This window comes from uncultured Sulfitobacter sp. (genome assembly GCF_964021855.1).
GTDB lineage: Bacteria > Pseudomonadota > Alphaproteobacteria > Rhodobacterales > Rhodobacteraceae > Sulfitobacter.
Genome location: NZ_CAXHZD010000001.1, coordinates 482,944 through 506,617, shown reverse-complemented (window position 1 = coordinate 506,617; position 23,674 = coordinate 482,944). Strand labels below are relative to the sequence as shown.

Sequence of the window (23,674 nt, the reverse complement as noted above, 5' to 3'; positions counted from 1 at the left end):
CTCAATGCCTAAGAAAGGCGCGCGCTTCCGGCTCATCCCCGAATTGCTGGGCGATTGCGCCCTCGACCATCACAACAGCCTGCGTGCGGTTGCGCACCCCCAGCCGGCGCAGCAATGCGGTGATATGCGCCTTGACCGTTGCTTCGGCCAGCGACAGCTCATAGGCGATTTGCTTGTTCGCTTTGCCCCGGCAAATCAGCCGCATGATCCGTTTTTGCTGCGGTGTCATTTCTGCCAGTTTTGGGTGATCGAATTTTGACCAGATCCCGTCGCGATCCCCGCCGCTGGGTTGCTGGAACCCTTTGGGCACATAAACACCGCCGGCCATAATCTCGGCCAGGGCACCCCGCAACGCTTGTGCGGATGTGTCTTTGGGCAGAAACCCGGACGCGCCATCGCGCAACAAGGAATGCACCAGCTCGAACGAGGCCAGCGAAGAAATCACCAATACCCGCGAGTCTGGAAAATGCTTTCGCAAGGTGCGGAAGCCGGAAATTCCGGTCACGTCCGGCAGCTTAAGATCGAACATGACCAGGTCCGGCTCAAAGCCGCCTTTCGCCATTTCCAAAGCCCCTTTTAGGGTGCTTGCCTTGCGAATATCACAATCTTCAAACACCAGTTCCAGCGCCGATTCCAAGGCGTCGCTGTATAGTGGATGGTCATCAACAATCAGCATGGACGACACAAAGTCCTGCTGTATTGGCACACCGAAATGTTCCATGATAGTAGTCCTCCCAGCCGCGATGCTACGGAGAACAAGAAACTTTTCAACAGATTCCGCAAAATAAACTCAATTTATGCGGGAAGTTGCTAATCACCGCTTCTTTACAACGACAATCATGAAACCGGCCTGTCCCCTTTAGGGGGCGTATCTGCCGCACGCAGGAAATCGCGGGCGAAATCCGGCATGGAATCGGGTCGGGCGCTTGGATCAAACAAAACAAGATCAAGCTGATGCAGCAGCTCTTGGCGGCGCGCTGTCACCCCGTCCCGCCGAAGCATCGCCGCCGCGTGGCCCCGCATTTCTGCCCCGCGCCCGCCCCGTGCTGCACGCCGCAACTGGCGGGCCAGCGGATCAGCCCACCAAAAACGTCTAAGCGCGGACATGCCTGCGATCCGGTGCCCCTTTAGGGTGACAAACACGCCACCAGCACAGATCAGGGCCGCCAACACCGCCATTGGCCAGCCCGGCAATTGCGTAGAAGCGCCACGCAATTCGACCGCCACATCGTCCCCCGGATCAGGGATCACCGATCCGTAAGCGACCCGCTGCGCCGAAATCGTGACCTGCCGGTCGACCCGGTTGACCGTGTCGAAATAGGTAAAGCTAAGCGGTTCCACGATGGTCGATGTGTCGTTGCTTGGCCGGATGGTCCAACGCCAATACGCAAATGCCTGCGGCCCTTGGGGCGTAAGTTCGACAAAGCGTTTTTCAGGATGCGGGAAAATCATGGCAGACGGCGAATGCAACGTTGGCATCGGCGGGATCATTTCCGCTGTTACGCCCAAGGCCTCTACCCGTACCACCCGCAAGACGCCCTCGCCCGGGACCAGCTGATCCGGCGCATTCGACCATTGGTCGGACACCTTCAGGAATTTGACCGGAAACCACCAATCCTCACCCGTAGGAGCCGCGGCAACGTCAATCGAAACTGGCGCTGACATGATCTGGTGATCGAACCAATCATCGCCTTCATCGGTCAAGGTCAGTTGGTGCGTGAACGCCCCGATGGTCAGCGCGCCGGGCCGGGCCGGGTAAACCGCCATGCGCCGCTTGAACGTTTTGACCAACTCGCCATTGATCCGCTCGTCGCGCCATGTGTCGTCGCCCAGTTGCGTCCAACTGAAGCCTTCAAAATCGGGCTGAACCAGTTTTTCGCGGGTGATGTGACGCCGGTAAACCCCTTTGATGGTGATCAGCACCATCTCGCGGACAAACGGCGTGTGCTCCGTTTCGGTCACCTCCACCGACAGCTCCAAATCTTGGGGCAGCACCGTTTTTGATTGCGACAGCGCCAGCCCCGGCAAAGCAACCATGATCAGGGCCAAAAGCCATCTCATCGCGGGTCCTCCGCCTTGGGGGGCGACAGACCCAGCTTTGCGCGGCGCTTGTGTTCCTGCGCAATACGCGCCGCCAGATATTCTCCCGGCACATCCGCCAGCTGGGCCAGCCATCTGGCATCGGCCTGCATAAACTTGTCATCAAAAATGCGCCGCACCCCTTGGCGGCCCCGGCTGTCCAGTTGCGCTAATCCCAACATCGTATTGTTGTTGGTCACCTCACTGCCGGTCCCCGCAGCCCGCGCATTGCCCCGCGCGACAAAGCTATCTGCTTCCGCCCCGTCTTTTTGTCGCTCGAACAGGGCCAGCGCCTCTGGATCAATACCAAGCCCCGCATAAAAAGCCGCGACCACATCGAAATTGGCCTGCGCATCGGGGTGACCACGCGCATTTGCCAGATCAAACGCCTCTAGCGCTGCTGCGTAACGGCCTGCATATGCCTCTGCATTGCCCAGATTATAATAGGCGTCTGCCCGCGCGAACCGATCCGCCGCCGCATCAAAATCACCGGCGCGATACAAGGCGGCCCCCTGCCATGCCGGATCATCGAAAAGCAGCGCGGCAACCTTTGGCAGACCAAGCGCCAAAAGCACGCGCCCGAACGGTGCGCCGCCGCCCATTATCACGGCAAGCGTCAAGGCCAGCGAGGTTATGAAAACAAGCGCCCTCATGCGGTTTGCCTGCGAAACAGCAGCAGCAACGGGAACAGGGCCAGCAACAACAAGTAACGGCCAATGTCCTTCCAAAACAGCAGCGGATAATCTTGGGCCTCTAACCGCGTGCGGGCCGTTTCCCCGATCCACGCTGCAAACGCGTCACTTTGAGCCAGCGTGAAAACTCTGCCCGCGCCCGCCGCGACATGGGTATCAACCCCAGCAGACGGCGCGTTCAGGGACACAACGGACAACCGTGCGCCCAACCCCGCGATGGCAGCCGCTTGGCGCAATGATGCGGCATCCAACCCATCCCCGTCCGAGAATAGGACCACGTCCCCCGCGATCACTTGCGCCTCGCGCAACATATCGGCGGCCAGCTTTAACGCCCGCGCAGGGCGTGAGCCCGCATCAGGCACGGTCTTGGCATCAATCAGCGACAACGTCTGACCCAGTTGCAAATGGTCCAGCGTCATATCCACCGCGGCATAGGCGTCACCCGCGTAAACGATCAGCCCGCCGGGGCGTGTCCCCAGCGATGCCAGCCCAAACCGCCCCATCGCCTGCATCTGCGGCCAACGCGCATCGTCCGTCACGCTGGCGGATGTGTCGATCAGAAAAAGCACGCCGTCGAGGTTTCGAAACGACACCGTATCGCGCCGTTCAATCGCAGGACCGGACAGGGCCAGCAATGTAACCGTCACGCTTGCCAGCATCGCCAGCACTGGCGCGCGGCTTGACGATGTATCGATCCGCCCCAACGCGGCCATGGCGCGCAGCAACGCGGGATCGCTGGCCTTTTGCCAATCGCCCAGCCCGCCCCGCCGGGTCAAAAGCCACCAACCCGCCAGCGCCAACACCGGCAACGAAAGCAACCACCAAGGCCGCAGCAGGATGATATCCACCGCGCTCACGACAGTTCTCTCCATGCAAGCCAAAGCCCCAACAACGCGGCAAAACTGGCAGGCCACGGCCAATAATCGCGAAATACCTCTGCCGCCAATCCGTCGCTGTCGGTGGATTCCAAACGGTCCAACGCATCGGCCACCTGCGCCAAATCTTCTGTGGTTTTGACGCGAAAACTCTCACCGCCCGAAATCTCGGAAATCGCCCGCAGGGTGGCTGCATCCACGACGCCGCGTTCGCCGGCCTCAGCAGTCGTCAGATCCTTGGGGCCAAGCGCGATTGTATGCACCCGCACCCCCATATCGGCGGCCAGTTCCGCCACACCGCGCGGGTTGGTCGCGCCCGCATTGTTCACACCGTCAGACAACAAGATCACAACCCGCGACGCCGCATCGCTTTGTGCCATCCGTTTCAGCGCAAGGCCCAGCCCGTCTGAAATATTGGTCGCGCGGCCCGATATACCGATTTGCGCTTCTTCAATCCGGCGGGCGATAGCTTCGACATCAAAGGAAAAAGGGACGGCGTAATACGCCTCTGACCCGAAGACGATCAGCGCCACACGGTCGCCCCCGCGCCGTCTGGCGAAATCAGCGCCGACGGTGGTCACCGCCTCAAGCCGGGTCAGCGGTTTGTCCCCCAGATGAAAATCATCGCGCACCATCGAGCCTGACAGATCCAGAACAATCGCCAGATCGCGCCCCGTGACCTTTAACGCCGACACAGGGGCAAGGTCACGAGGGCCAGAAATCGCAAAGATCATCAGCCCCCAAATGACCCACAAAACGCCAGAACGCAGGTGCACCCCACCATGTGGTGTTCGGGACTGCCGTGCGGCCAGCAGGGCCTCTGCGATCCGGTCCGGCACCCGGATTGCGCCCCCCGCCATTGGTGCCGTTCCAAAGAGCCAGATGACCAACAGCGGCACTGGCAGCAACAGCAGAAACAGAGGATCGGCAAGCTCAAACAAGGCGCGCGACCTCCGCCTCCAGCGTGTCGATATCCACGCCGCCCCCCGGCTGATAAAGTGCGCATTTAATGACGGCGTAGCGTTCGGGCTGTGCTTGTCTCAATAGGTGCAGCAAGGCGATCCGGCGGGCGTCATCCGGCATTTCACGGATCGCAAAAAGCTGCCCGCGCAAGGGGGACGCCGCTGCCGGTCGTCGCATGGAAAACAACCGAAACATACCCGCAATGATCAAGGCCAAGATTCCGGCAAGCCCCACGGTCGCTGCGATATCTGCGCCGAGACCGCCCGCCGCATCAACGGGCAGGGTGATATCGCGCAGACTGATCAGCATTGCGGCTTCGCTCATCGCTTGATCGGTCATGCTGCCCGCTCCGCCACGAAAACAGCAGCAAGCCGCCGCGCCGTCTGTTCCACCGCTTCGCCCGCATCCAGCACCAGCGCAGTGCGTCCGGCGATCTGGCGCAGCGGTTCAGCGTTACGCTGGCCCTGCCCGCCCAGATGCACCCTGATCCGGCGACCATCGGGCAGTCGGATCGGATACCGCCCGCGCGGCAAATCCCCCGCCTCGGTATCTGTGATCAACAACAACCGGGGCGACCGTCGACGGGCCAATGCATTCAAACGATCCGCCAATCCGGCACCCGGCGCATCAAACCCCGAGGCGATTACCAATTCGGACCCCGGCGGGGCCAGACGGTCAGCCCGCGCCAAGCCTTGATCAAGCAGGGGATCGTCCACTTGCCCGTCCATCATTGCAGCCAACCCATCGGCATGCGCCTGCACCATTGCACCGATAACATCCAGCATGCCACGGGTGCGCCCGCGCGGCATTGCAATGACAGGGCCCACCGCCGTCAGCGCCAGCAGCCCGACACGCCCGCCGCTTTCCACCACGTTCCAGCCGACCAGCGTCAATGCCTCGGCCGCGGCGACAGACCGGAAGGCACGCCGGACTCCCCAGAACATCGCCGGACGAAAATCAGCGATCAGCAGCGTGACGCGATCACGTTCTTCCTGAAACTGCCGCACATGTAACCGGCCCGTCCGGGCCGTTGTGCCGCGATCCAGATGCCGTAGATCATCGCCGACCGCGTATTCCCGCGTCGATGCGACCTCCAGACCATGCCCCTTGCGACGTGTGGCGAACCCGCCGGGCAAAGCTGCCAACACAGGGGCGGCATCCGCATTCAACGCGACCCCGCGCAACGCGATCAACGCCGCAGAAGTAAGGGCAACGCCGGGGGCCTCCAGCGCCGTATTCACAACGGTTCGACCGCAGTGACAATATCAGCCACGATATCACGGGCGCGGCGACCATCCGCGACAGCGCGCCAGCTAAGCACCATGCGGTGGGCCAGCGCGTCACCCGCCAAGGCCGCGACGTCCTCGGGCAGGGCGAAATCACGACCATGCAAAAAAGCACGCGCCTTGCTGGCGGCGGCAAGCGACAGCGACCCGCGCGGTGAAACGGCGTGTTCGATATCTTGCGCCAACGGCCCTTCGCGCGTCGCCATCACCAGCCGTACGATGTAATCGCGCAGTTCCGGTGCCAGATGAACCTGCTGCACCTGCGCGCGCGCTTTTGCCAGATCGGTCAGGGACAAGGACGGCGCGGGCGACGTTGCCCCTTGGGCTTCGGCCTCGACCAGATCAAGGATCTGACGTTCCGTTTCGATCCCCGGCAGTTCCAGCATCACATGCAGCAAAAACCGGTCCAGCTGCGCCTCGGGCAAGGGGAAAGTCCCGTCATGTTCGATCGGGTTTTGGGTCGCCACCACCAGAAATGGATCAGGCAGTGGATGCGTGTCATTACCTGCCGTCACCTGACGCTCGGCCATCGCCTCAAGCAGCGCGGACTGTACTTTGGGCGGCGCGCGGTTGATCTCGTCCACCAGCACCAGATTATTGAAAACCGGACCGGGCACAAATTCAAACGTCCCGTCTTGCGGATGATAGACCGGCGTGCCCGTCAGATCGGACGGCATCAGATCGGGCGTGCACTGAATACGGGCAAAGGACCCTTCGACCGCGTCTGACAACCATTTGACGGCGCGGGTTTTGGCCAGACCGGGCGGCCCTTCGACCAGCAAATGCCCGCCTGCCAGTAATGCCACCAACAGCCGCTCGATCAGGGCGTCGTGCCCGACCAGACCCTGCTTCAGATGCGCGGCAAGCCCGGCTACACCTGTTTGTGGACTATCCGATCCCTTTTTCATGCTTCCCCCCGGCGCGTATTTCGCCCCTTCAGGTTAGCCAGAACAGCCGCCTGCGCATACACCCCCGAAAGTATCGGGCCGTATTCCTGCGGATTTACTGGGGCAGAACCGCGCATCCGGGCGCAAGAAGATCGACAAATCTGGGGTCTGCCACGGTGCTTTGCGTCTGTGTCAAAAGGCGATCATAGGCGTGATCAATGAATGCGATGAACTCCGGATCTATGGTCTGATCCACCGGTGCTTGGGCCACGGCGTGCAGCATGAAAATATCGAAAAAGCACAGGCCGGCGGGGTTTGAATTTACAAGCGCGCGCATGAAATCCCGCGATTCCCACGAAAGCCTGTGCAGATTAACGGGTGTCTCTTGCAGTTTTGATTCAAATGCGGCTGCGCGGTCAAACAGCATGATGTCCATCCCAAAGGTAAAGGACTGGAACAGCTCTTCGATCAGAATGGATTTATAGAACGCGCTTGCCAAGGCACCCGGACGGGCGAACGCGGGCTGCTTGACCATGATATGTGTCCCCTGCCCCCGCTTGCCAAAAAAGGTCTGCGCCATGGCGGGCGACGTTGCGGTGTAATAGCTGTCTTTCGGCAAGCCCAACACATGGACACGGTTCATCCAAGCAAGGTCAGCCGTAAGCGCCCGATTGGGCGGAAGCCCTGAATAAAGCCTTAGGATAACGGTCCGGCCCGACCCGCATTGTTCAGCCGACCTGCCCGCATGGCGCATGGTCAACGGCTTGCCGAATGTGTGTTCGATCAGCGCGCGAAACGCGTTGAGTGTTCTAAGCGAGCTTGGATGGGGCAAATCGCCCACCACGCACAGACTGGACCCCGCCAGATCGCGCCCGTTGATATGTACCGGTGCTGTAAACGCGCGGCTGGGCAGTGCCGCGCGCAGCTCGTACCCCCATCCGCGGCGGGCAAGTTCAACAAACCGCGCCCGATCTGCGCTGCCTTGCGTGGCGATGCCCAAAGCGAGCAGCACGGTGATTATCAACCGTTGCATAATCTGGTCCCTTAGGTTTGGCCAAGCGTAGGTCAGACAGCCCGATACGTCCAACGTTTTAGGGGTAATGGGCCGCGTGAACCTTGAGCGAGACATGGTAAAAAGGGCGTTAAGATTTGCCCAAACAGCACGGGGAAAATCCTGTCTCGCGACGTGGCTTGTCGTGCGAGGGCTTTCAATGCACAGTACCGTCACGGGCACAAAAACCAAAGGTGCAGCATGACAGCGGTCTATTTTATGTATGAAATACAATGACAAACGGTCTATCGGTTCGCGGGCTCAGCTTTAACTACGGCGCAAAGAAAGCGTTGCAAGACGTGTCGTTTTCCATCGCGCCGGGGGAGTTTTGCGCCTTGCTTGGGCCGAACGGGGCTGGCAAATCCACGCTGATATCGCTGTTAACGCGTCTGTTGGTCGCACCCGCCGGTGACATTGAAATTGCAGGGCATAATTTGCGCAGCGTACCGCGCCGCGCGATGGCTGAACTGGGCGTTGTGTTCCAACAATCCACCCTCGACCTTAGCCTGACGGTGCGTCAAAACCTGTCCTATTTCGCAGCCCTGCACGGGTTGCCCCGCGGCGAAGTCCCCGCCCGCATCGATGCCGCGCTAGAACAACTGGGCATGCGAGAACGCATCGACGAAAAGGCGCGCGACCTAAATGGCGGGCACCGTCGACGGACCGAACTGGCACGCGCCTTGCTGCACGATCCCAAGGTGCTGTTGCTGGACGAACCCACCGTGGGTCTGGATGCCGCCGCGCGCCAGTCGATTACCGACCACGTTCATGATCTAGCTGATCAGGGGCTAAGCGTTCTTTGGACAACACATCTAACCGACGAGGTTCGCGATACCGACGCGCTGCTTGTTCTGCACCAGGGTCAGATCATCAACGCAGGCCAAGCAGGCAGCTTGCGCGGTGATACCCCGCTGCCCGATTGGTTTTTGGCCCGCACTGGGGCCTCAGTATGAACATGATGGGCTATTGGGGCGTCACCCGTGCGATTGTCATTCGCGAATTTTTGCGTTTCGTGCATCAACGTGAACGGTTCATCGCAGCGCTGGTGCGCCCGCTCGTCTGGCTGTTCATCTTTGCTGCGGGATTTCGCGCCGCCCTCGGCCTGTCGATTATACCGCCCTATGACACCTACATCACCTACGAGACCTATATCGTGCCCGGCCTGTGCGCGATGGTGCTGCTTTTCAACAGCATGCAAAGCTCGCTTAGTCTGGTTTATGACCGCGAAATGGGGTCGATGCGCCTGCTGCTGACCAGCCCCTATCCCAGATGGTGGCTGTTGTTTTGCAGGCTGTTCGGGTCCACCACCATATCGGTTTTGCAGGTCTATGCCTTCCTTGGCATTGCCGCGCTTTTTGGGATTACGATGCCGCCATGGGGGTATGTCGCCGTCTTGCCCGGCTTGATCCTTGGCGGGCTGATGCTGGGGGCGCTTGGGCTGGTTCTGTCCAGCTTTATCTCGCAGCTTGAAAACTTTGCGGGCGTCATGAATTTTGTCATATTTCCGATGTTTTTCCTGTCCTCCGCGCTTTATCCGCTTTGGAAAATGGCAGAAAGCTCGCCCTTGCTGCGCGACATCTGCGCGTTCAATCCCTTTACCCATGTGGTCGAATTGATCCGGTTTTTGCTGTATCTACAGTTGAACCTATCCGCCTTGGCTTGGGTGATTGTCAGTACCTTGGTGCTTAGCCTGATCGCCGTCTGGGGCTATGATCCGGCGCGCGGTCTGATCAAACGCAAGGGCTGATCCGGTGCAATCAGGTATCACGCTCAAACCAGTAATGTCCTTAAAGCTTCGCCTTGCGATTGGGGCCGCATTGCTGGGCTTATCGACGATCCTGATCGCCTTGATGCTGTATCTGGGGCTGGGCGAGGTCGGGCGCAGGCTGGACACCGCGCTTGCCTCGGAAACGCGGATGTCACGCTATGCCGGGCTGTCGACACAGGCGGCGACCTTTTTGGTGGTCGCGACAGAGGTTGTGCAAACCGGCCTGCCCGTCGCCACAAGGACCGAGCGTATTTCCCCCGTCGCCGACCAGATAAGCCGCACCTTTGTGCAACTGCATGACGATGTGGCCAAAGCGGTCGCCGCTGCCGAAACCCTCGGCCTTGATGAACAATCTCGCTATGGGACGCAATCGCTTGGCTTGGCGCGGATGCAGGCCTTGCTGGACAGAACGTTGCAAGGGTTGGAGACGGACACAACCGACGCATCACATCTACGCGCCTATATCGACAGTTTTGCCTCGGGCTTTGATCCGCTGCTAGGCCAAGCCATCAATACCGAAGTCATGTTCCGCAATACCATTCTGGCAGGGATCGACACACTGCGGCAGCGGCTGGCGTTTTTTGCGGTGCTGATTGCAGCGGCTGCGGTTGTTCTGGTCGCGGCCTTTTACTTTGGTCTGATCCGCCCACAGTTCCGGCGGCTGGATCAACTGCGCGCCGCCGCCCAGCAAATTGGTGCGGGGGATTTTGCCGTCGCACTTCCTGTATCGCGACCCGATGAAATCGGGTTGCTGGCAGCCGAGACAAACCGGATGGCTGCCGCATTGCACGAACGCCAACAGCAGGTCGCGGCAGAAGGGGCGCGTTTAAACGAAACGATTGCCGACCGTACCAAAGCGTTGCGCGCCGCGAATGCCGCGTTGGAGGAGATCGACAGCAACAGACGTCGGTTTTTTGCGGATGTCAGCCACGAATTGCGCACGCCGCTGACCGTCATGCTGATGGAGGCGCAGATTGGCAAGAAAGGCCCCGATGACACCCATGCCGCATTTTCGACCATCGAAAATCAGGCACGGCGGCTGAACCGGCGCATTGATGATCTGCTTAGGCTGGCGCGGTCCGATACCGGCCAGCTCGCGTTAGAGCCGCAGTCGGTGCGCCTGCCGGAACTAATCGATGAGGTGCAGGCCGAAATTCAGGCCGAGATCGACAACGCGGGCATGACGCTTGAGGTCGCACAGATGCCCGATATTGTGCTGCGCAGTGATCCCAACTGGATCCGGCAAGTGATCGTTAGCCTGATCCGAAACGCCATCCGCTATGCCCGGGACGGCGGCATCGTGCGGCTGGCCCCCGAAACCGACACGACATTGGCAGGGCTGTCCGTGACCGACAACGGCCCCGGCATTGACCCGCAAGATCAGTCGCGCGTGTTCGACCGGTTTGTGCAGGGGCCGTCGAAATCCGCCAAACAGGGATTTGGCGTTGGGCTGGCGCTGGCCCACTGGGTGATCACTGAACAGGGCGGCGACATCACCCTGACCAGCCCGCTCCCTCGATCCGACGCGCTTGGCCCCGCAGCCGGTACTAAAATCTCGGTTCGCCTTCCCATCGCCAAGGATTAGAATACACCCATGCCCGGCCGTTTGCTTATCATTGATGACGACCCCGAAATCACGTCTGCCCTCGCGCGGGGGCTGGCACTGCATGGCTATGCAGCCGAGACGGAAAACCGTGCGGGTCGCGCGTTGGAACGGCTTCAGACGGGTCAGTATTCCAGCGCCATCGTCGATGTCATGCTGGGGGCCGACAGCGGTATTGATCTGGTGCGTACCATCCGTGCCAGCGGGGCCACCCTGCCCATCCTGATGCTATCGGCCCTATCTGACGTGGAACACCGCACCGCAGGGCTTGAGGCCGGGGCAGATGACTATGTCGTCAAGCCGTTTGATTTTGACGAGCTGGTGGCGCGGTTGCGGGTGCAGGAACACCGGGTCAGCACCGAACGCCCTGCCCCGTGCAAACTGTCACGCCAGACCCGTATCTTGCAAAACGGGGCGTCCGAGACCCCCCTGACAGAGCGCGAATTCGAGCTTTTGGAGCTGTTGATACAGCACGCAGGCACGCCAATTTCGCGTGGATTCTTGTTTGATACGCTTTGGGCCGGCGACGGATCGGGAAACGAGAACGTCGTTGATGTTTATATCGGCTATTTGCGCAAAAAACTATCCTCCGATGATTTTCCATTTGAAATCAAAACAGTACGGAACAAAGGTTTTGTTCTTTCCGGTCAGGCACCCGTTTTGAATGATGTCTAATACCCACCAAAGTCTAAGGTTCTCTTAGTAAATAAGAGTCGCCTGAACAGCATCTCTCTGTCAGCGTGGGGGTATATTTCAATCAGGAGGAGGACACGATCATGGCATGGACGAAACCAATCATCCGCGAAATTGAATGCGGTATGGAAATCAACATGTACGGACCAGATGGCGACGGCGAAGACGCCGGCGGCGTATTGTTCTAAGACAGACAGCGCGCGGTGGCAGCTATGACTTTCCGCGCGCATATCCTTGGGGCAGCCGCGGGTGGCGGCCTGCCTCAATGGAATTGTGGTTGTGAAAACTGCAATTTCGCGCGGGGCGGGGTTATTCCATCGCAAACCCAGTCATCACTTGCAGTTACAGCCGATGGAACATCTTGGGCTGTGCTCAATGCCTCTCCCGACATTAGGCAACAGCTTGCTGCCGCCCCGCCACTTCACCCGACGGATTTGCGCCGCCTGCCGCTGACGGCAGTGCTGGTGACAAATGGCGATATCGATCATGTGGCGGGTCTGCTTACCTTGCGCGAAATGCAGCCATTTACCCTGTTCGCGACAGCGGGCATTCATGACGTCTTGGCCCAAAATCCAATGTTTGATGCGCTGAACCGTGATGAGGTGACACGCCAAACCATCGCGCTTGATACACCATTCCCATTACTGCCCGGCATGACCGCGACGCTGTTTGCCGTCCCCGGCAAGGTGCCATTGTACCTTGAGGGGGACGAGGTTCAGACCGATCTAATCGGCGATCAAACCGTCGGGGTGAAACTTGAAACGACCGACAAGACGGTATTCTATATCCCCGGCTGCGCATTGCTAAACGACGATTTGCGCGCGCGGCTTGATGGGGCCGATCTGCTGTTTTTCGACGGGACGCTTTGGCAGGATGATGAAATGGTCCGCGCCGGGCTAAGCCAGAAAACCGGCAAGCGGATGGGCCACATGTCGATGGACGGACCAGACGGATCGCTCCGCGCTTTTGATGCGCTGAACATCGCGCAGAAAATCTATGTGCATATGAACAACACCAACCCCGTCTTGCGACCGGATTCGGCGGAAAAAGCCACGGCAGAGGCGGCAGGTTGGACAATCGGACAAGACGGAATGGAGATCACCTGACATGACCCAAACCCGTAGTGAATTTGAGGCCCGCCTGCGCCAGATCGGGGCCGAACGGTATCACGATCTGCACCCGTTTCACGACATGCTGCATGGCGGTGCGTGTAATGCGGATCAGGTGCGCGCATGGGTCATCAACCGCTACTATTACCAACATTCGATCCCGATGAAGGACGCGGCCTTTATGTCTCGGGTCGAAGACCCCGCGCTGCGGCGGCAATGGCGATCCCGTATCGAAGACCACGATGGCACCGACACCAACGAAGGCGGCATTCGCCGTTGGCTGCGTCTGGCCGAAGCGGTTGGTCTTGATCCTGACTATGTGGCGTCGTGTCAGGGCGTTCTGCCTGCGACAAAGTTTGCCGTGGACGCCTATGTAAGGTTTGTACGCGAAAAAACCCTGCTTGAAGCCGTGGCCGCATCCCTGACAGAGCTTTTCGCCCCAAAGATCCATGCCAACCGGATCGAAGGGCTACTGAAAAACTATGATTTTGCCGATGACAGTTCGCTTTCGTATTTCAAGAACCGCCTGAAGGAAGCCCCCAAAGACGTCGCCTTTGGCCTTGCTTGGGTGTTGGACAATGCGGACACCGCTGAGAAACAAGACGCCGCCGCCGCCGCGCTGATCTTTAAGACCGATGTTTTGTGGTCGCAGCTTGATGCGCTGTCCGCCGCTTACGTCACCCCCGCCCGCATTCCGCCGGGCGCGTGGCAACCCGATCAGGGTCTTTTGCTGCAAAAGGCGTCCTGACCCGTGCAAACCGCTGATATCCCCACCCTGCCCCGCGGCGTAAGGCTGCATCACGACAAAGTCCGTGATACGTGGGTGCTGCTGGCGCCGGAGCGGGCGATCACGCTGGATGCGGTGGGACATGCCATCCTGACCGAGGTTGACGGTACCCGCAGCTTTGGCGAAATCACCGGCGCGCTGGCCGAACGCTATAGCGCGCCTGTCGATGAAATTCGCAAGGACAGCTCCGGGTTTCTGGACGCGCTGCGCAGCCGTCGTTTTCTGGATGTCTCACAATGACTGCGCCAGCCCCCATCGCGATGCTGGCAGAGCTAACCTATCGCTGCCCGCTGGCCTGCCCGTATTGTTCGAACCCCGTTCAAATGGCCGCCATAGACAGCGAGCTGGACACCGCTACCTGGGCGCGCGTCTTTCGCGAGGCGGCAGACATGGGTGTGCTACAATTGCATCTGTCTGGGGGCGAACCCGCATCCCGGCGTGACCTGACAGAGCTGGTGACCGCCGCCCGCGAGGCCGGCCTTTATACCAATCTGATCACCTCCGGCATTGGCCTGACCGAAAAGCGGTTGATGCAGCTGGATGACGCGGGGCTTGATCACGTGCAGCTGTCCCTCCAAGGTACCAGCCCGGAAATGGCCGACGAAATCGGCGGGTATCGCGGCGGCTTTGCCCGTAAAATGCAGGTGGCGGAATGGATCGGTAAAATCGGTTTCCCGCTGACCCTGAATGCCGTTTTGCACCGCCGCAATCTGCACCAACTGCCCCGCGCAATCGAGATGGCCGAGGAAATGGGGGCCCGCCGGATCGAGGTCGCAACCGTGCAGTTTCACGGCTGGGCGTTAAAGAACCGTGACGCGCTGATGCCAACCCGCGAACAGGCCCAAGAAGCGACGCAAATCGTTATTGCAGCCCGCACACGGCTTAAGGGTCGGTTGGTGATTGATTATGTGCCAGCGGATTATCACGAAAGCTATCCCAAACGTTGTATGGGCGGTTGGGGTACGACGGGTCTGAACGTCACCCCGAACGGATTGGTCCTGCCCTGCCACGCGGCGCAAACCATTCCCCATCTGACATTTGACCGCGTCCAAGACAAACCGCTTTCCGACATCTGGCACAACGGGGCCGCCTTTAATGCCTATCGCGGCACCGATTGGATGCAGGACCCGTGCAGTGATTGCGACCGCAAGACCATCGATTTCGGCGGCTGTCGCTGTCAGGCAATGGCTGTGGTCGGTGATGCATCCGCCACCGATCCGGTGTGCATCAAATCGCCCCACCACAAGGACCTGCAAACCCAAGCAGATGTATTTTCAGGGCGCGATGACGCCCCGCTTGTGTATCGCGACGGCCCCGCGAAAACGTCCGAACCGGCTGAATAAGACCGCCTGTCGCACGAAACAGTATCGGCGCGTTGATCAAAGCCCGCCACAGCATCCAATGACATCATTGACCCTTTGATGGTTCTTCGCCTAATTGCCCCAGATTATGGCCCCGCTTTGTTTTGCGTATCGCCCCCAAAAGGGGTCGTCGAAAAAACTACGGTTTTGAGTAAATATTGTGTTAGCAAGAGAAAATCGTGGGGGGAATAAGGAAGCTTGATGCCTAAAAGAGACGAAATCCAACCCACAAAAGTATTCGATACCGGATTACAAAAAGCGCTCCGCGGGATACTTGATTTCGTTTCATTGGTCGTCGTCGTCGCGCTATTGCTCACGCTGCTTCGTGCCTCTCAGTTTGGGAGTATTTATCTCCCGACGATTGCTATGCTCCTCATATTCAGCGTCTTACCGATGCTGTTTCTAAGGGCAGAAAAACACCTAAAAACAAGAGGTTTGCTAACCTTAACGGGTATAAGCCTTGCCATGTTTTCAGCGGTCGCCAATTTGGGCCTTGCCGCTGCGGCCTTGTATGGTTTTCCCTGTGTTCTGGCGGTGCTCGCCACATTCTATACCCGGCGGTTAGCCTATTTTGCATTGGCCGGTTTGACCATTGCACTTGTGGTGCTTGCCTACCTGTTTGTCTCAGGGACCTTGGAGCATCCAAATGATGCCGTCACCCAGTGGAACCAAAACCCGCGAAATTGGATGGTCGCCATCGGCAGCAACTGTTTGGCCAGTGCCTTGATGATCGTCCTCATTCGCAACATCAGTGAATTTTGGGAAAAAGCCTCGGAGGAGGTCGAAGAGAACCACAGAAGATTTGAAACGCTTGTCGAATACGCACCCAGCGGAATCATGACCTATGATATGGAAAAAGGGTATCTGGTTTCCGTCAACGCCCAAGCCGAACGATTGTTCGGGGTGCCACGGGAAAAACTGTTATACGGCCGTACGATGGCCGAGTTCACCCCGGAATTTCAGCCATCTGGCGCACGCAGTGAAGAGCTGGCAACAAAATATCTGCAAGACGCGATTGCGGGCGGGCATCCCACATTCGACTGGACCCATATTGATGTGAACAAGAAAGAGTTTCACTGCGAGGTCACCTTGTTGCGGGTGCCGCCCTATGACAAGACCCTAATCCGCGCCAATATTTCCGACATTACCAAACGGTTGGCCGATCAAAAGCACCGCGAGGAATTGCAATCGCAGCTGGCCGCGTCGCAGCGGCTTGAAACGATCGGGCAGCTCACCGGCGGCGTGGCCCATGATTTCAACAACCTGCTGGCCGTCATTCTTGGCAATCTCGAACTGATGCAGGAAGAATGCACCGACGAGGAACTGCGCGTGATGATCCAGCCCTGCATCGACGCAACCTTGCGCGGGGCGGAGCTGACCCGGAATATGCTGAGCTATTCGCGCCGCGCCCCGTTGCAGCCCAAAATCATGGATATGAACAAGCTGGTCCTCGACACCAAGAACTGGGCCGGCCGCACGCTCCCCTCGAATGTCGAGATCGAGACCTCGCTTCTTGCGAGATTGTGGAAGGTCAAAGCCGATCCGGTCGCCGCGGAAAGCGCGCTTTTGAACCTTATTCTGAATGCCCGCGACGCGATGCCGGACGGTGGCAGGCTTACCATTGAAACCTCGAACGTCAGGATCGAGGCCGGTTATATTGATGGCCGCGACGAAAAGCTGGAGGCTGGAAGATATGTCTTGGTGGCTGTGTCCGACACCGGACACGGGATCGCGGACGAAGACCTTGAGAAGATTTTCACCCCGTTTTTCAGCACCAAATCGGTCAGCCACGGATCGGGTTTGGGCCTTCCGATGGTCATGGGTTTCATGGGGCAATCGGGTGGCACGGTCCAAGTCTATTCCGAGATCGGCGTTGGCACCACGTTCAAGCTGTATTTCCCCGCAGAAACATCAGATCAACCCAGCACGGTATTGGAGCATCCCGACGAGCTGGACCCGAAACCGCAAGGCAAACGGATATTGCTTGCCGAAGACGAAGAAGAGGTGCGCGCGGTTCTGACAGCCATGTTGCAGGCGTCTGGCTATGCAGTTCAACCTGCCCAATCCGGCGATCAGGCCAAAGAGATTTTTGAAGCGGACCCGACATATGATCTGTTGTTGACCGACATAGTAATGCCCGGGCGGCTTCAGGGTACCGGCCTTGCCAAAGAACTGCGCGAGATCAGAGGCACCTTGCCGGTGGTCTTTATGTCCGGCTACGCGTCAGAGGCGACGGTACACGGCAACGGCCTGCGCCCCGAAGATATCCGGCTGATGAAGCCGGTGATGCGCCGCGATTTGTTGGCCGCGATCAACGGTGCGCTGGATGCGGATGGCGGCAAGGGCGGTGCCTGAAACGACGCGGTGGTTTTTGGCGCGGTTTGCGTGGCCTTTCGGCTTCCCTTTCATGTCGAAACCTGCTTTTTCCCTTATCCATGGGACAGTCTTTATTGATTACAGGCGGCGCGCGATCAGGCAAATCTGCACTGGCAGAAGGCTATGCCTTGGAGCCGACCGGCAAGGCGATTTACATCGCAACCGCCCAAGCACATGACAGCGAAATGGAAGCGCGCATCGCTGAACATCAAAAGCGGCGCGGCCCTGAATGGACAACCGTTCAAGCCCCCTTTGATCTGGAAAACGCGCTTACGCAATCGGATGGCGGCGACCCGCGTCTGGTCGATTGCCTCACGCTGTGGCTGACCAATCTTATGCTATCGGACAAGGACTGGCGCACCGAGACTGAAACCCTTGTTGAGACAATTGCGGCCCAAACTGCCCCGGTGATTTTTGTCACAAACGAGGTCGGCGGCGGTATCGTTCCTGAAAACAAACTGGCCCGCGATTTCCGTGATGCAGCTGGCTGGGTCAATCAAACTATTGCGCGGGCGTGCGGCTCTGTTGTGCTGTGTGTTGCGGGCTATCCAATGAAAGTAAAAACTAATGACCATCCTGTCTGATCTGACGTCCCTTGATGATATTGCCAAACTGGTTCTTCCTGAAACCGATCAGGCCGCTGCGACCGCAGCATCCGAACGCCAAAACACCCTGACAAAGCCGCCCGGATCGCTGGGCCGGCTTGAGGAACTGGCGATCTTTATGGCGGGATGGCAGCGCAGTGAAATGCCCGTCATCAAAAAGGCGCAGGCCTTGGTCTTTGCTGGCAACCACGGCATTTGCGCCCAAGGGGTCAACCCGTTTCCCCAAGAAGTCACCGTGCAGATGGTCGCAAATTTCGAGGCGGGCGGTGCCGCGATTAACCAGCTGTGCCGCGCCAGCGGGGCGGATTTGTCGGTTGTGGCGCTGGATCTGGACCAGCCCACACAGGATTTCACCCAAGGCCCCGCAATGACCGAGGCCGAGACAATCAAGGCGCTGCAAACCGGCGCAGAGGCCGTTGATCCCGACGCATCGGTGTTGATCTTGGGCGAGATGGGGATTGGTAATTCGACAATCGCCGCCGCCTTGGCCTGTGCCACCTTTGGCGGGGGTGCAGCGCAATGGGTCGGGCGCGGCACCGGGTCAGACAGCGATGGTCAAAAGCTGAAGGCGCTGGTTGTCGAAACCGGCGTTGCCTTGCACAGCGCGGCGCGCGGCATGGCGATGCTGGCCGCACTGGGCGGTCGTGAACAGGCAGCGATTTGCGGCGCGGTCCTTGCCGCGCGGGCGCATTCGATCCCCGTCATTCTGGATGGCTACATCTGCACCGCAGCGGTTGCGCCGCTTTACGATACCGCACCTGCGCTGCTGGATCATTGCCTTGTTGGCCATGCCAGCGCCGAACCCGGTCACAAGCTGATGGTCGACGCGATGCAAAAGACGCCGATCCTGTCGATGAACATGGCCCTTGGCGAAGGGTCCGGTGCCGCCTTGGCGCTTGGCGTATTGCGCGCCGCACTGGAATGCCACAACGGTATGGCAACCTTTGCCCAGGCCGGGGTTTCTGGCGGATGACCGATTTCGCGGGGCGACTTGCCGAGGTACGGCTGGCGGTCATGATGCTCACGCGTCTGCCCGTCGGCCATCTGCAAGACCCCGCACCATCACTGGCCGAGGCACGGTGGGCCTACCCCTTGGTGGGCTTGATCGTCGGGTTGATCGCGTGGGGTGTCCACGGCCTAAGCATCTGTATCGGGGCGACTCCTGCCCTTGCTGCGGTCCTGACGCTCGGGGCTGTGATACTGACCACCGGTGCGATGCATCAGGACGGGCTGGCCGATTTTGCCGATGGCATCTGGGGCGGCCAAGACAAGGCGCGCCGCCTTGAAATCATGCGCGACAGCGCGATCGGCAGCTATGGCGTGCTCGCGCTGATCCTGTGCTGCGCGGTTTGGATTGCTGCCCTGACACAGCTTGGCGGGCAGGCTGGCATCCTGAGCTTTCTGGCCATCGGCGTTCTTAGCCGGATTGCGATGACGGTTTGCTCGGCAACGATGCCCTTGGCCAGAACAGATGGTCTAGGCGTGCTCTCCAGCGGTGGCGATACAAGCTGGATGCTTTGGGCGGGCTTGGCTTTTGTCGCCATTCTCGTGCTGGGCTGGCATGGGGTGATTGTGTTGGCTGTGGTCACCTTGGTTGCGACCCTTGTGGCCGCTATTGCCCGACGCCGCATCGGGGGCCAAACCGGTGACGTATTGGGGACGGTACAGTTTTTATCCGAGACCAGCGCATGGGCAACGCTTGCAATGCTGGCCGGTTGATCGTCAGCGTCGTTGGCTTAGGCCGCGAAGATTTGACCTGCGCGGATTTCGACCTTCTCCTGCGTGATCTGGCTGCGAAATTCAGCAGAATGGCTCACCAGTAAAATCGCCTGTGGCAAATCTTGCAAAATCTCGACCAGCCGGGCCTCGTTTTGAGTATCCAGCGCGTTTGTCGGCTCGTCCAGCAACAGCACCTCAGGCTCCATCGCCAGAACCGTCGCCAAGGTCACGAGACGTTTTTCGCCCCCCGACAGCTTGTGCGTGATCCTGTCGCGCAGATGCGTGAGGCGCAATTGCTCTAACAGACAGTCGACAATTTCAATCGCCTCGTCCTTGGATTTACCAAGGTTCAGCGGGCCAAAGGCGATATCCTCGGCCACGGTGGGGCAAAACAGCTGGTCGTCGGCATCCTGAAAAACCAACCCGATACGGCGTCTGACCTCGTGAAAATCGGCCTCTTGGCTGCGCTCTGTGCCAAAGGCGCGCACGGTTCCGTGTTGTGGGGTTTGCAGGCCAAGGATCACCCGCAAAAGCGTCGATTTGCCGGACCCGTTTGGCCCGGTCAGCGACAGCCGTTGCCCCGGCATCAGCCGTAAAGACGCACCCGACAAGATTGGCGGCTGCCCGTGGTAAGAAAAATGGATATCATCAAGCTCGATCAGCGCCATGCCAGCTCCAGAAAAATCAGCAGGCCCATGGCTATCACGAACAAAAGGGAAAAGCGCCTGTCGGCTGACGTCAGGGTGAAATTCTGCAACAGATAGATACGCCCGGAAAACCCACGGCATTTCATCGCGCCCAGAATACGTTCGGATCGTTCAATCGCGCGCACCAGCATCATGCCGACCAGATAGCCAAAGCTGCGATAGGTGTGCCAATTCGTACCGGGGCGAAAACCGCGCACCTTCATCGCGCCGCGCAGCCGCAGGTATTCTTCGCGCAGCACCTCGATATAGCGGATGGTGAACATCAACAGATGCACCAGGATTTCAGGCACCCGCATTTTGTACAAGGCATGGCCCAGCGTCACAGGCTCCATCGTGCCGACAAGCGTCATCAGCGCAAGGATCACCGCATTGGCCGTCAGCGCAATTTCCACAGCACGCCACAGCCCCTGCCAACTGGCCGCAATCCCCCAAAGGGTAAAGATCGGGTCGCCGGGAATGGAAAACGGCAAAAGCACCAGCATAAAGATGATAAAGCCATCCATCATTGCCATGCGTTTCAAGGTGGGCCTTAGGGGCAAGCGAGACGCCCACAGCAAAGCGGCTGACAGCACCATCGCGGTGCCAAGCGCGGTCAGCGAAGATAGGCCAACCACCACAATACCAAAGCCGATGGCCGCCAGAATACGCACCCGCGGGTCCAAGCCGCCGATGAGGCCCGACACCTGCGCCGCACCAGTTTCGGTCAGCGTCGTGTCCCCTTGCTCTAGCACATGCGCCAAGGTCTAAGCCGCCAGCTTGCGGCGCGCCGCCAGATAAAACCCTAGGCCGAACAGACCAACGATATATCCGATGCCCCCCAAGATAGACTGCAAATCACGGTGTTCGCGTGTCGCGGCCATCTCGCGGCGCAGCGGGCGAATTTCATCGCGCATAATCTCGGCGATCGCCGCACGTTGCTGGGATGACAGTGACGCACCGGTCGTGGCTCCGCCGACAGGGACACCCGCACCAGACGTCGTTGCCGTGTCAAAGGATTGCACCGGTTTGCCCAAAATTTCCGCGACCTCTTCGGCGGGCAGCTTCACCTCGGCCACGTGCCCCGCCCCCAGATTGCCGCGAAAGATATGGGCGACTGGCAATACCGGCTTGAACAGGAAAAAGCCGTCGGAATCTGTTGTTGTTTCACCCAGTACGGTGCCATCGGGGGCCCTCACGGTAATCAACTGATCAACCGCCATGGTCCCGTTTGAAAATCCCACCTCGCCCTCAATCACGTCACCGGATGGAAAAACCGAAAGCAGAACTTTATGCGCCATCGCGGGGATCGGGGCCGCACATAGCAGCAAGAGCAGGACAAAGCGTTTCATGCATGTACCCCCTTCGCGGTGTCAAACAGTTCCGGTTTCACCTTGCGGGCCAGCAGAATGGCAAAGCCGGTCAACAGCCCTTCGATGATCATGACAGGGATATGGGCAAAGAACACCAGCTTGGCGGCCGGAATGAATTCATCCCCCGATGCTGCCAGCGAAATGGCCACGACGCCGGTTGTCAGCGCAATTGCCAACGCGCCACCAATCCCGGCCCAGATCGCCCCCGCCGTCGGCGTGCCAGATGCCACAAGCCGGCGCATCATCAACCCGACCACAACCGCCGGAAGGGCAATGTTGACGGTGTTGACGCCCAGAACCGTCAACCCGCCAAAGCCGAAGAATATCGCCTGAAGCACAAGGCCGACAAACAGCGCAGGAAAGGCGGCCCAGCCCAGCAAAATTCCGGCCAGACCGTTCATAATCAGGTGCACCGAAGACGGCCCAACAGGCACATAGATCAACGACGCCACGAAAAAGCTGGCCGACAGCACACCCGCCGTTGGAATACGCTCCAACGTCAGGCTGCGCAGACCCATTGCGATACCGCCCGCTGCAGCAACTGCACCAGCGATCACAACAGTATTGGACAGCGCTCCGTCTACGATATGCATGCGCGTATCACTCCATGTCCCACGCGCGGATCCAGATCACGGCGTCTTGGCTCAGTTCCTTACCTTCATGTTCTGTGACGGGTCCAGACCCAAGCGCGGCAAAGCCCCAATAGCCCGCCCGTGGCACCCCAAAGGAAAAATACCCGTTCATATCCGATATCGCGACAATCGCGCCGCCCGGCATGGCGCTGACAACCGGCATACTGGCCGATGCGCTGTTCATGTCCGGCTCTGCCGCCATATACTCAATCTCGATCTGCGCGCCGGAAACCGGCTGGCCGTCTGCCAGCACTTGGCCGGTAAATGTCGATCCGGCGATGATGTTATAGGGTTTGTTGAGGGGTACAATTTCCGTGGGCAGGCCAACCGGGTTCATCCAATCTGTTGGCAACTGGTTGCGGTTCAGGAATGCCTTGGCGATCTGCTGGATATAAATATCCTCGGCCTCTTCGTAATACGGCGTGGGTACCGTGACCAAAACGTAATCGCCCGACCGTTTGACAGGCACATAACCCTTGAACGCTGCACCGGTGTTTTGACCGCCGGTGAATTGTACAGGCTCTAGGCTGTCCATCAGATCGGTCTTGTCGCCATTGTGAATCATGTAAAATTCTTGCGGGCGTTCCAGGTTCATCACATGGCTATTTTCCATCGGATGCCAAAAGATCAGTTTGACCGGCACATCACCGGGCCGGTCGATCATGGTATTGGTGGTATATTCCAACAAGAAATGCGCCGAAGCCATCGCAGGCAGTGTCAGCACAACGGCACTGGCGAGCAGTAGTTTTTTCATCAGTAGTCTCATCTTGGCGCCACACCCGGCACGTATAAATTCGACCGCCAAGGATATGGTTGGACCGGGACGACACACCCAAACTGGCGCGCGGTTGCCACGGCCAAACGCACACCCCGGCGCCCAGTGAATGCACCCCGTTTACCATGGGGCGCGTGTCCGGCAGGTCTCCTGGCTTGCGGGTCAATGCGTTGGGCCAGCCTTCCCGGATTGCTCCAGTGACGTATTTGGCCCTGCTCGCCGCTGACAGTTGCGGGGGCAGCTGTAGATTTGACGCCGATGCGCCGCACTACATTCCCTCTTTCGCCCGAAAAGATCGGGACCGGTCATAATTCAGTCTTGGCAGATCGGTGCGGGCAACGTCAATCACTAAAGCTG

27 protein-coding genes and 1 riboswitch are annotated in these 23,674 nt (G+C 59.2%); of the genes, 13 read left to right on the top strand and 14 right to left on the bottom strand.

Annotated elements, in window-relative coordinates; translation table 11 throughout:
- Position 1: 1 nt before the first annotated feature.
- The 9 genes from AADJ11_RS02405 to AADJ11_RS02365 form a co-directional block, all read right to left on the bottom strand.
- Positions 2-721 carry a response regulator transcription factor gene (locus AADJ11_RS02405; RefSeq protein WP_341232960.1) on the bottom strand — a complete coding sequence of 240 codons (720 nt, stop codon included), beginning with the start codon at positions 719-721 and terminating at the stop codon, positions 2-4.
- Positions 722-837: 116 nt separating this feature from the next.
- Complete coding sequence (locus tag AADJ11_RS02400; RefSeq protein ID WP_341232959.1) at positions 838-2,061, bottom strand: hypothetical protein; 1,224 nt, start codon at positions 2,059-2,061, stop codon at positions 838-840.
- Complete coding sequence (locus AADJ11_RS02395) at positions 2,058-2,732, bottom strand: hypothetical protein (protein WP_341232958.1); 675 nt, start codon at positions 2,730-2,732, stop codon at positions 2,058-2,060. The genes AADJ11_RS02400 and AADJ11_RS02395 overlap by 4 nt, the downstream gene beginning before the upstream one ends.
- A complete protein-coding gene (locus tag AADJ11_RS02390; RefSeq protein WP_341232957.1) occupies positions 2,729-3,628 on the bottom strand; it encodes a VWA domain-containing protein in 900 nt (299 codons plus the stop codon). The genes AADJ11_RS02395 and AADJ11_RS02390 overlap by 4 nt, the downstream gene beginning before the upstream one ends.
- Positions 3,625-4,587, bottom strand: a complete 963-nt coding sequence (locus AADJ11_RS02385; RefSeq protein ID WP_341232956.1) for a VWA domain-containing protein — start codon at positions 4,585-4,587, stop codon at positions 3,625-3,627. Before AADJ11_RS02385 ends, AADJ11_RS02390 begins: the two co-directional genes overlap by 4 nt.
- The gene (locus tag AADJ11_RS02380; protein ID WP_341232955.1) at positions 4,580-4,948 is read right to left on the bottom strand and encodes a hypothetical protein; all 369 of its coding nucleotides are present in this window, start codon (positions 4,946-4,948) and stop codon (positions 4,580-4,582) included. The genes AADJ11_RS02385 and AADJ11_RS02380 overlap by 8 nt, the downstream gene beginning before the upstream one ends.
- Positions 4,945-5,850, bottom strand: coding sequence for a DUF58 domain-containing protein (locus AADJ11_RS02375; protein WP_341232954.1), 906 nt, complete (start codon positions 5,848-5,850; stop codon positions 4,945-4,947). The genes AADJ11_RS02380 and AADJ11_RS02375 overlap by 4 nt, the downstream gene beginning before the upstream one ends.
- The gene (locus AADJ11_RS02370; RefSeq protein WP_341232953.1) at positions 5,847-6,803 is read right to left on the bottom strand and encodes a MoxR family ATPase; all 957 of its coding nucleotides are present in this window, start codon (positions 6,801-6,803) and stop codon (positions 5,847-5,849) included. The genes AADJ11_RS02375 and AADJ11_RS02370 overlap by 4 nt, the downstream gene beginning before the upstream one ends.
- Before the next feature lie 94 nt (positions 6,804-6,897).
- Complete coding sequence (locus AADJ11_RS02365) at positions 6,898-7,815, bottom strand: hypothetical protein (RefSeq protein WP_341232952.1); 918 nt, start codon at positions 7,813-7,815, stop codon at positions 6,898-6,900.
- Between the two features lie 251 nt (positions 7,816-8,066).
- On the opposite strand from AADJ11_RS02365, the gene AADJ11_RS02360 reads away from it, so the two are divergent.
- The 13 genes from AADJ11_RS02360 to cobS all read left to right on the top strand — a co-directional run bounded on the left by AADJ11_RS02360 (position 8,067) and on the right by cobS (position 19,854).
- Positions 8,067-8,786, top strand: a complete 720-nt coding sequence (locus AADJ11_RS02360; RefSeq protein ID WP_341232951.1) for an ABC transporter ATP-binding protein — start codon at positions 8,067-8,069, stop codon at positions 8,784-8,786.
- Between the two features lie 2 nt (positions 8,787-8,788).
- Positions 8,789-9,580 (top strand): ABC transporter permease, encoded by a 792-nt coding sequence (locus tag AADJ11_RS02355; RefSeq protein WP_341233650.1) that lies wholly within the window; start codon positions 8,789-8,791, stop codon positions 9,578-9,580.
- Positions 9,581-9,614: 34 nt separating this feature from the next.
- Positions 9,615-11,186 carry a HAMP domain-containing sensor histidine kinase gene (locus AADJ11_RS02350; protein ID WP_341232950.1) on the top strand — a complete coding sequence of 524 codons (1,572 nt, stop codon included), beginning with the start codon at positions 9,615-9,617 and terminating at the stop codon, positions 11,184-11,186.
- 9 nt (positions 11,187-11,195) lie between these two features.
- Complete coding sequence (locus tag AADJ11_RS02345; protein WP_341232949.1) at positions 11,196-11,879, top strand: response regulator transcription factor; 684 nt, start codon at positions 11,196-11,198, stop codon at positions 11,877-11,879.
- Positions 11,880-11,980: 101 nt separating this feature from the next.
- Positions 11,981-12,085, top strand: coding sequence for a pyrroloquinoline quinone precursor peptide PqqA (gene pqqA / locus AADJ11_RS02340; protein ID WP_093916145.1), 105 nt, complete (start codon positions 11,981-11,983; stop codon positions 12,083-12,085).
- A gap of 24 nt (positions 12,086-12,109) precedes the next feature.
- On the top strand, positions 12,110-13,003 hold the full coding sequence (gene pqqB, locus AADJ11_RS02335; RefSeq protein WP_341232948.1) for a pyrroloquinoline quinone biosynthesis protein PqqB: 894 nt from the start codon (positions 12,110-12,112) through the stop codon (positions 13,001-13,003).
- Between the two features lies 1 nt (position 13,004).
- Positions 13,005-13,754 (top strand): pyrroloquinoline-quinone synthase PqqC, encoded by a 750-nt coding sequence (gene pqqC, locus AADJ11_RS02330; protein WP_341232947.1) that lies wholly within the window; start codon positions 13,005-13,007, stop codon positions 13,752-13,754.
- Between the two features lie 3 nt (positions 13,755-13,757).
- A complete protein-coding gene (gene pqqD / locus AADJ11_RS02325) occupies positions 13,758-14,033 on the top strand; it encodes a pyrroloquinoline quinone biosynthesis peptide chaperone PqqD (protein ID WP_341232946.1) in 276 nt (91 codons plus the stop codon).
- Positions 14,030-15,136: a pyrroloquinoline quinone biosynthesis protein PqqE gene (gene pqqE / locus AADJ11_RS02320; protein ID WP_341232945.1), complete on the top strand. Its 1,107-nt coding sequence runs from the start codon at positions 14,030-14,032 to the stop codon at positions 15,134-15,136. Before pqqD ends, pqqE begins: the two co-directional genes overlap by 4 nt.
- Before the next feature lie 483 nt (positions 15,137-15,619).
- Entirely contained in the window at positions 15,620-17,509 is a 1,890-nt protein-coding gene (locus AADJ11_RS02315; protein WP_341232944.1) for an ATP-binding protein, read from the top strand.
- A gap of 95 nt (positions 17,510-17,604) precedes the next feature.
- Positions 17,605-18,114, top strand: a complete 510-nt coding sequence (gene cobU / locus AADJ11_RS02310) for a bifunctional adenosylcobinamide kinase/adenosylcobinamide-phosphate guanylyltransferase (protein ID WP_341232943.1) — start codon at positions 17,605-17,607, stop codon at positions 18,112-18,114.
- Complete coding sequence (gene cobT / locus AADJ11_RS02305; protein ID WP_341232942.1) at positions 18,098-19,108, top strand: nicotinate-nucleotide--dimethylbenzimidazole phosphoribosyltransferase; 1,011 nt, start codon at positions 18,098-18,100, stop codon at positions 19,106-19,108. The genes cobU and cobT overlap by 17 nt, the downstream gene beginning before the upstream one ends.
- A complete protein-coding gene (cobS, locus tag AADJ11_RS02300; RefSeq protein ID WP_341232941.1) occupies positions 19,105-19,854 on the top strand; it encodes an adenosylcobinamide-GDP ribazoletransferase in 750 nt (249 codons plus the stop codon). Before cobT ends, cobS begins: the two co-directional genes overlap by 4 nt.
- 17 nt (positions 19,855-19,871) lie before the next feature.
- Here the strand turns inward: cobS and AADJ11_RS02295 are convergent, their stop codons facing one another.
- From AADJ11_RS02295 to AADJ11_RS02275, 5 genes are read right to left on the bottom strand one after another with little or no spacing between them, the layout of a single operon-like run.
- Entirely contained in the window at positions 19,872-20,522 is a 651-nt protein-coding gene (locus AADJ11_RS02295) for an ABC transporter ATP-binding protein (protein WP_341232940.1), read from the bottom strand.
- Complete coding sequence (cbiQ, locus tag AADJ11_RS02290) at positions 20,513-21,301, bottom strand: cobalt ECF transporter T component CbiQ (RefSeq protein ID WP_341232939.1); 789 nt, start codon at positions 21,299-21,301, stop codon at positions 20,513-20,515. The genes AADJ11_RS02295 and cbiQ overlap by 10 nt, the downstream gene beginning before the upstream one ends.
- 3 nt (positions 21,302-21,304) lie before the next feature.
- Positions 21,305-21,889 (bottom strand): cobalt ABC transporter permease, encoded by a 585-nt coding sequence (locus AADJ11_RS02285; RefSeq protein WP_341232938.1) that lies wholly within the window; start codon positions 21,887-21,889, stop codon positions 21,305-21,307.
- The gene (gene cbiM, locus AADJ11_RS02280) at positions 21,886-22,503 is read right to left on the bottom strand and encodes a cobalt transporter CbiM (RefSeq protein ID WP_341232937.1); all 618 of its coding nucleotides are present in this window, start codon (positions 22,501-22,503) and stop codon (positions 21,886-21,888) included. The genes AADJ11_RS02285 and cbiM overlap by 4 nt, the downstream gene beginning before the upstream one ends.
- 7 nt (positions 22,504-22,510) lie before the next feature.
- Positions 22,511-23,296, bottom strand: a complete 786-nt coding sequence (locus AADJ11_RS02275; protein WP_341232936.1) for a DUF4198 domain-containing protein — start codon at positions 23,294-23,296, stop codon at positions 22,511-22,513.
- Between the two features lie 143 nt (positions 23,297-23,439).
- A riboswitch (cobalamin riboswitch) is annotated at positions 23,440-23,638 on the bottom strand.
- Positions 23,639-23,674 lie beyond the last annotated feature (36 nt).

What these genes read in the sequence shown, in the direction of transcription:
- AADJ11_RS02405 (WP_341232960.1), bottom strand. Translation starts at nt 721, where the DNA reads ATGGAACATTTCGGTGTGCCAATACAGCAGGACTTTGTGTCGTCCATG.
- AADJ11_RS02400 (WP_341232959.1), bottom strand. Translation starts at nt 2,061, where the DNA reads ATGAGATGGCTTTTGGCCCTGATCATGGTTGCTTTGCCGGGGCTGGCG.
- AADJ11_RS02395 (WP_341232958.1), bottom strand. Translation starts at nt 2,732, where the DNA reads ATGAGGGCGCTTGTTTTCATAACCTCGCTGGCCTTGACGCTTGCCGTG.
- AADJ11_RS02380 (WP_341232955.1), bottom strand. Translation starts at nt 4,948, where the DNA reads ATGACCGATCAAGCGATGAGCGAAGCCGCAATGCTGATCAGTCTGCGC.
- AADJ11_RS02370 (WP_341232953.1), bottom strand. Translation starts at nt 6,803, where the DNA reads ATGAAAAAGGGATCGGATAGTCCACAAACAGGTGTAGCCGGGCTTGCC.
- AADJ11_RS02365 (WP_341232952.1), bottom strand. Translation starts at nt 7,815, where the DNA reads ATGCAACGGTTGATAATCACCGTGCTGCTCGCTTTGGGCATCGCCACG.
- AADJ11_RS02360 (WP_341232951.1), top strand. Translation starts at nt 8,067, where the DNA reads ATGACAAACGGTCTATCGGTTCGCGGGCTCAGCTTTAACTACGGCGCA.
- AADJ11_RS02355 (WP_341233650.1), top strand. Translation starts at nt 8,789, where the DNA reads ATGATGGGCTATTGGGGCGTCACCCGTGCGATTGTCATTCGCGAATTT.
- AADJ11_RS02350 (WP_341232950.1), top strand. Translation starts at nt 9,615, where the DNA reads ATGTCCTTAAAGCTTCGCCTTGCGATTGGGGCCGCATTGCTGGGCTTA.
- AADJ11_RS02345 (WP_341232949.1), top strand. Translation starts at nt 11,196, where the DNA reads ATGCCCGGCCGTTTGCTTATCATTGATGACGACCCCGAAATCACGTCT.
- pqqA (WP_093916145.1), top strand. Translation starts at nt 11,981, where the DNA reads ATGGCATGGACGAAACCAATCATCCGCGAAATTGAATGCGGTATGGAA.
- pqqB (WP_341232948.1), top strand. Translation starts at nt 12,110, where the DNA reads ATGACTTTCCGCGCGCATATCCTTGGGGCAGCCGCGGGTGGCGGCCTG.
- pqqC (WP_341232947.1), top strand. Translation starts at nt 13,005, where the DNA reads ATGACCCAAACCCGTAGTGAATTTGAGGCCCGCCTGCGCCAGATCGGG.
- pqqE (WP_341232945.1), top strand. Translation starts at nt 14,030, where the DNA reads ATGACTGCGCCAGCCCCCATCGCGATGCTGGCAGAGCTAACCTATCGC.
- AADJ11_RS02315 (WP_341232944.1), top strand. Translation starts at nt 15,620, where the DNA reads ATGTTTTCAGCGGTCGCCAATTTGGGCCTTGCCGCTGCGGCCTTGTAT.
- cobT (WP_341232942.1), top strand. Translation starts at nt 18,098, where the DNA reads ATGACCATCCTGTCTGATCTGACGTCCCTTGATGATATTGCCAAACTG.
- cobS (WP_341232941.1), top strand. Translation starts at nt 19,105, where the DNA reads ATGACCGATTTCGCGGGGCGACTTGCCGAGGTACGGCTGGCGGTCATG.
- AADJ11_RS02295 (WP_341232940.1), bottom strand. Translation starts at nt 20,522, where the DNA reads ATGGCGCTGATCGAGCTTGATGATATCCATTTTTCTTACCACGGGCAG.
- AADJ11_RS02285 (WP_341232938.1), bottom strand. Translation starts at nt 21,889, where the DNA reads ATGAAACGCTTTGTCCTGCTCTTGCTGCTATGTGCGGCCCCGATCCCC.
- cbiM (WP_341232937.1), bottom strand. Translation starts at nt 22,503, where the DNA reads ATGCATATCGTAGACGGAGCGCTGTCCAATACTGTTGTGATCGCTGGT.
- AADJ11_RS02275 (WP_341232936.1), bottom strand. Translation starts at nt 23,296, where the DNA reads ATGAAAAAACTACTGCTCGCCAGTGCCGTTGTGCTGACACTGCCTGCG.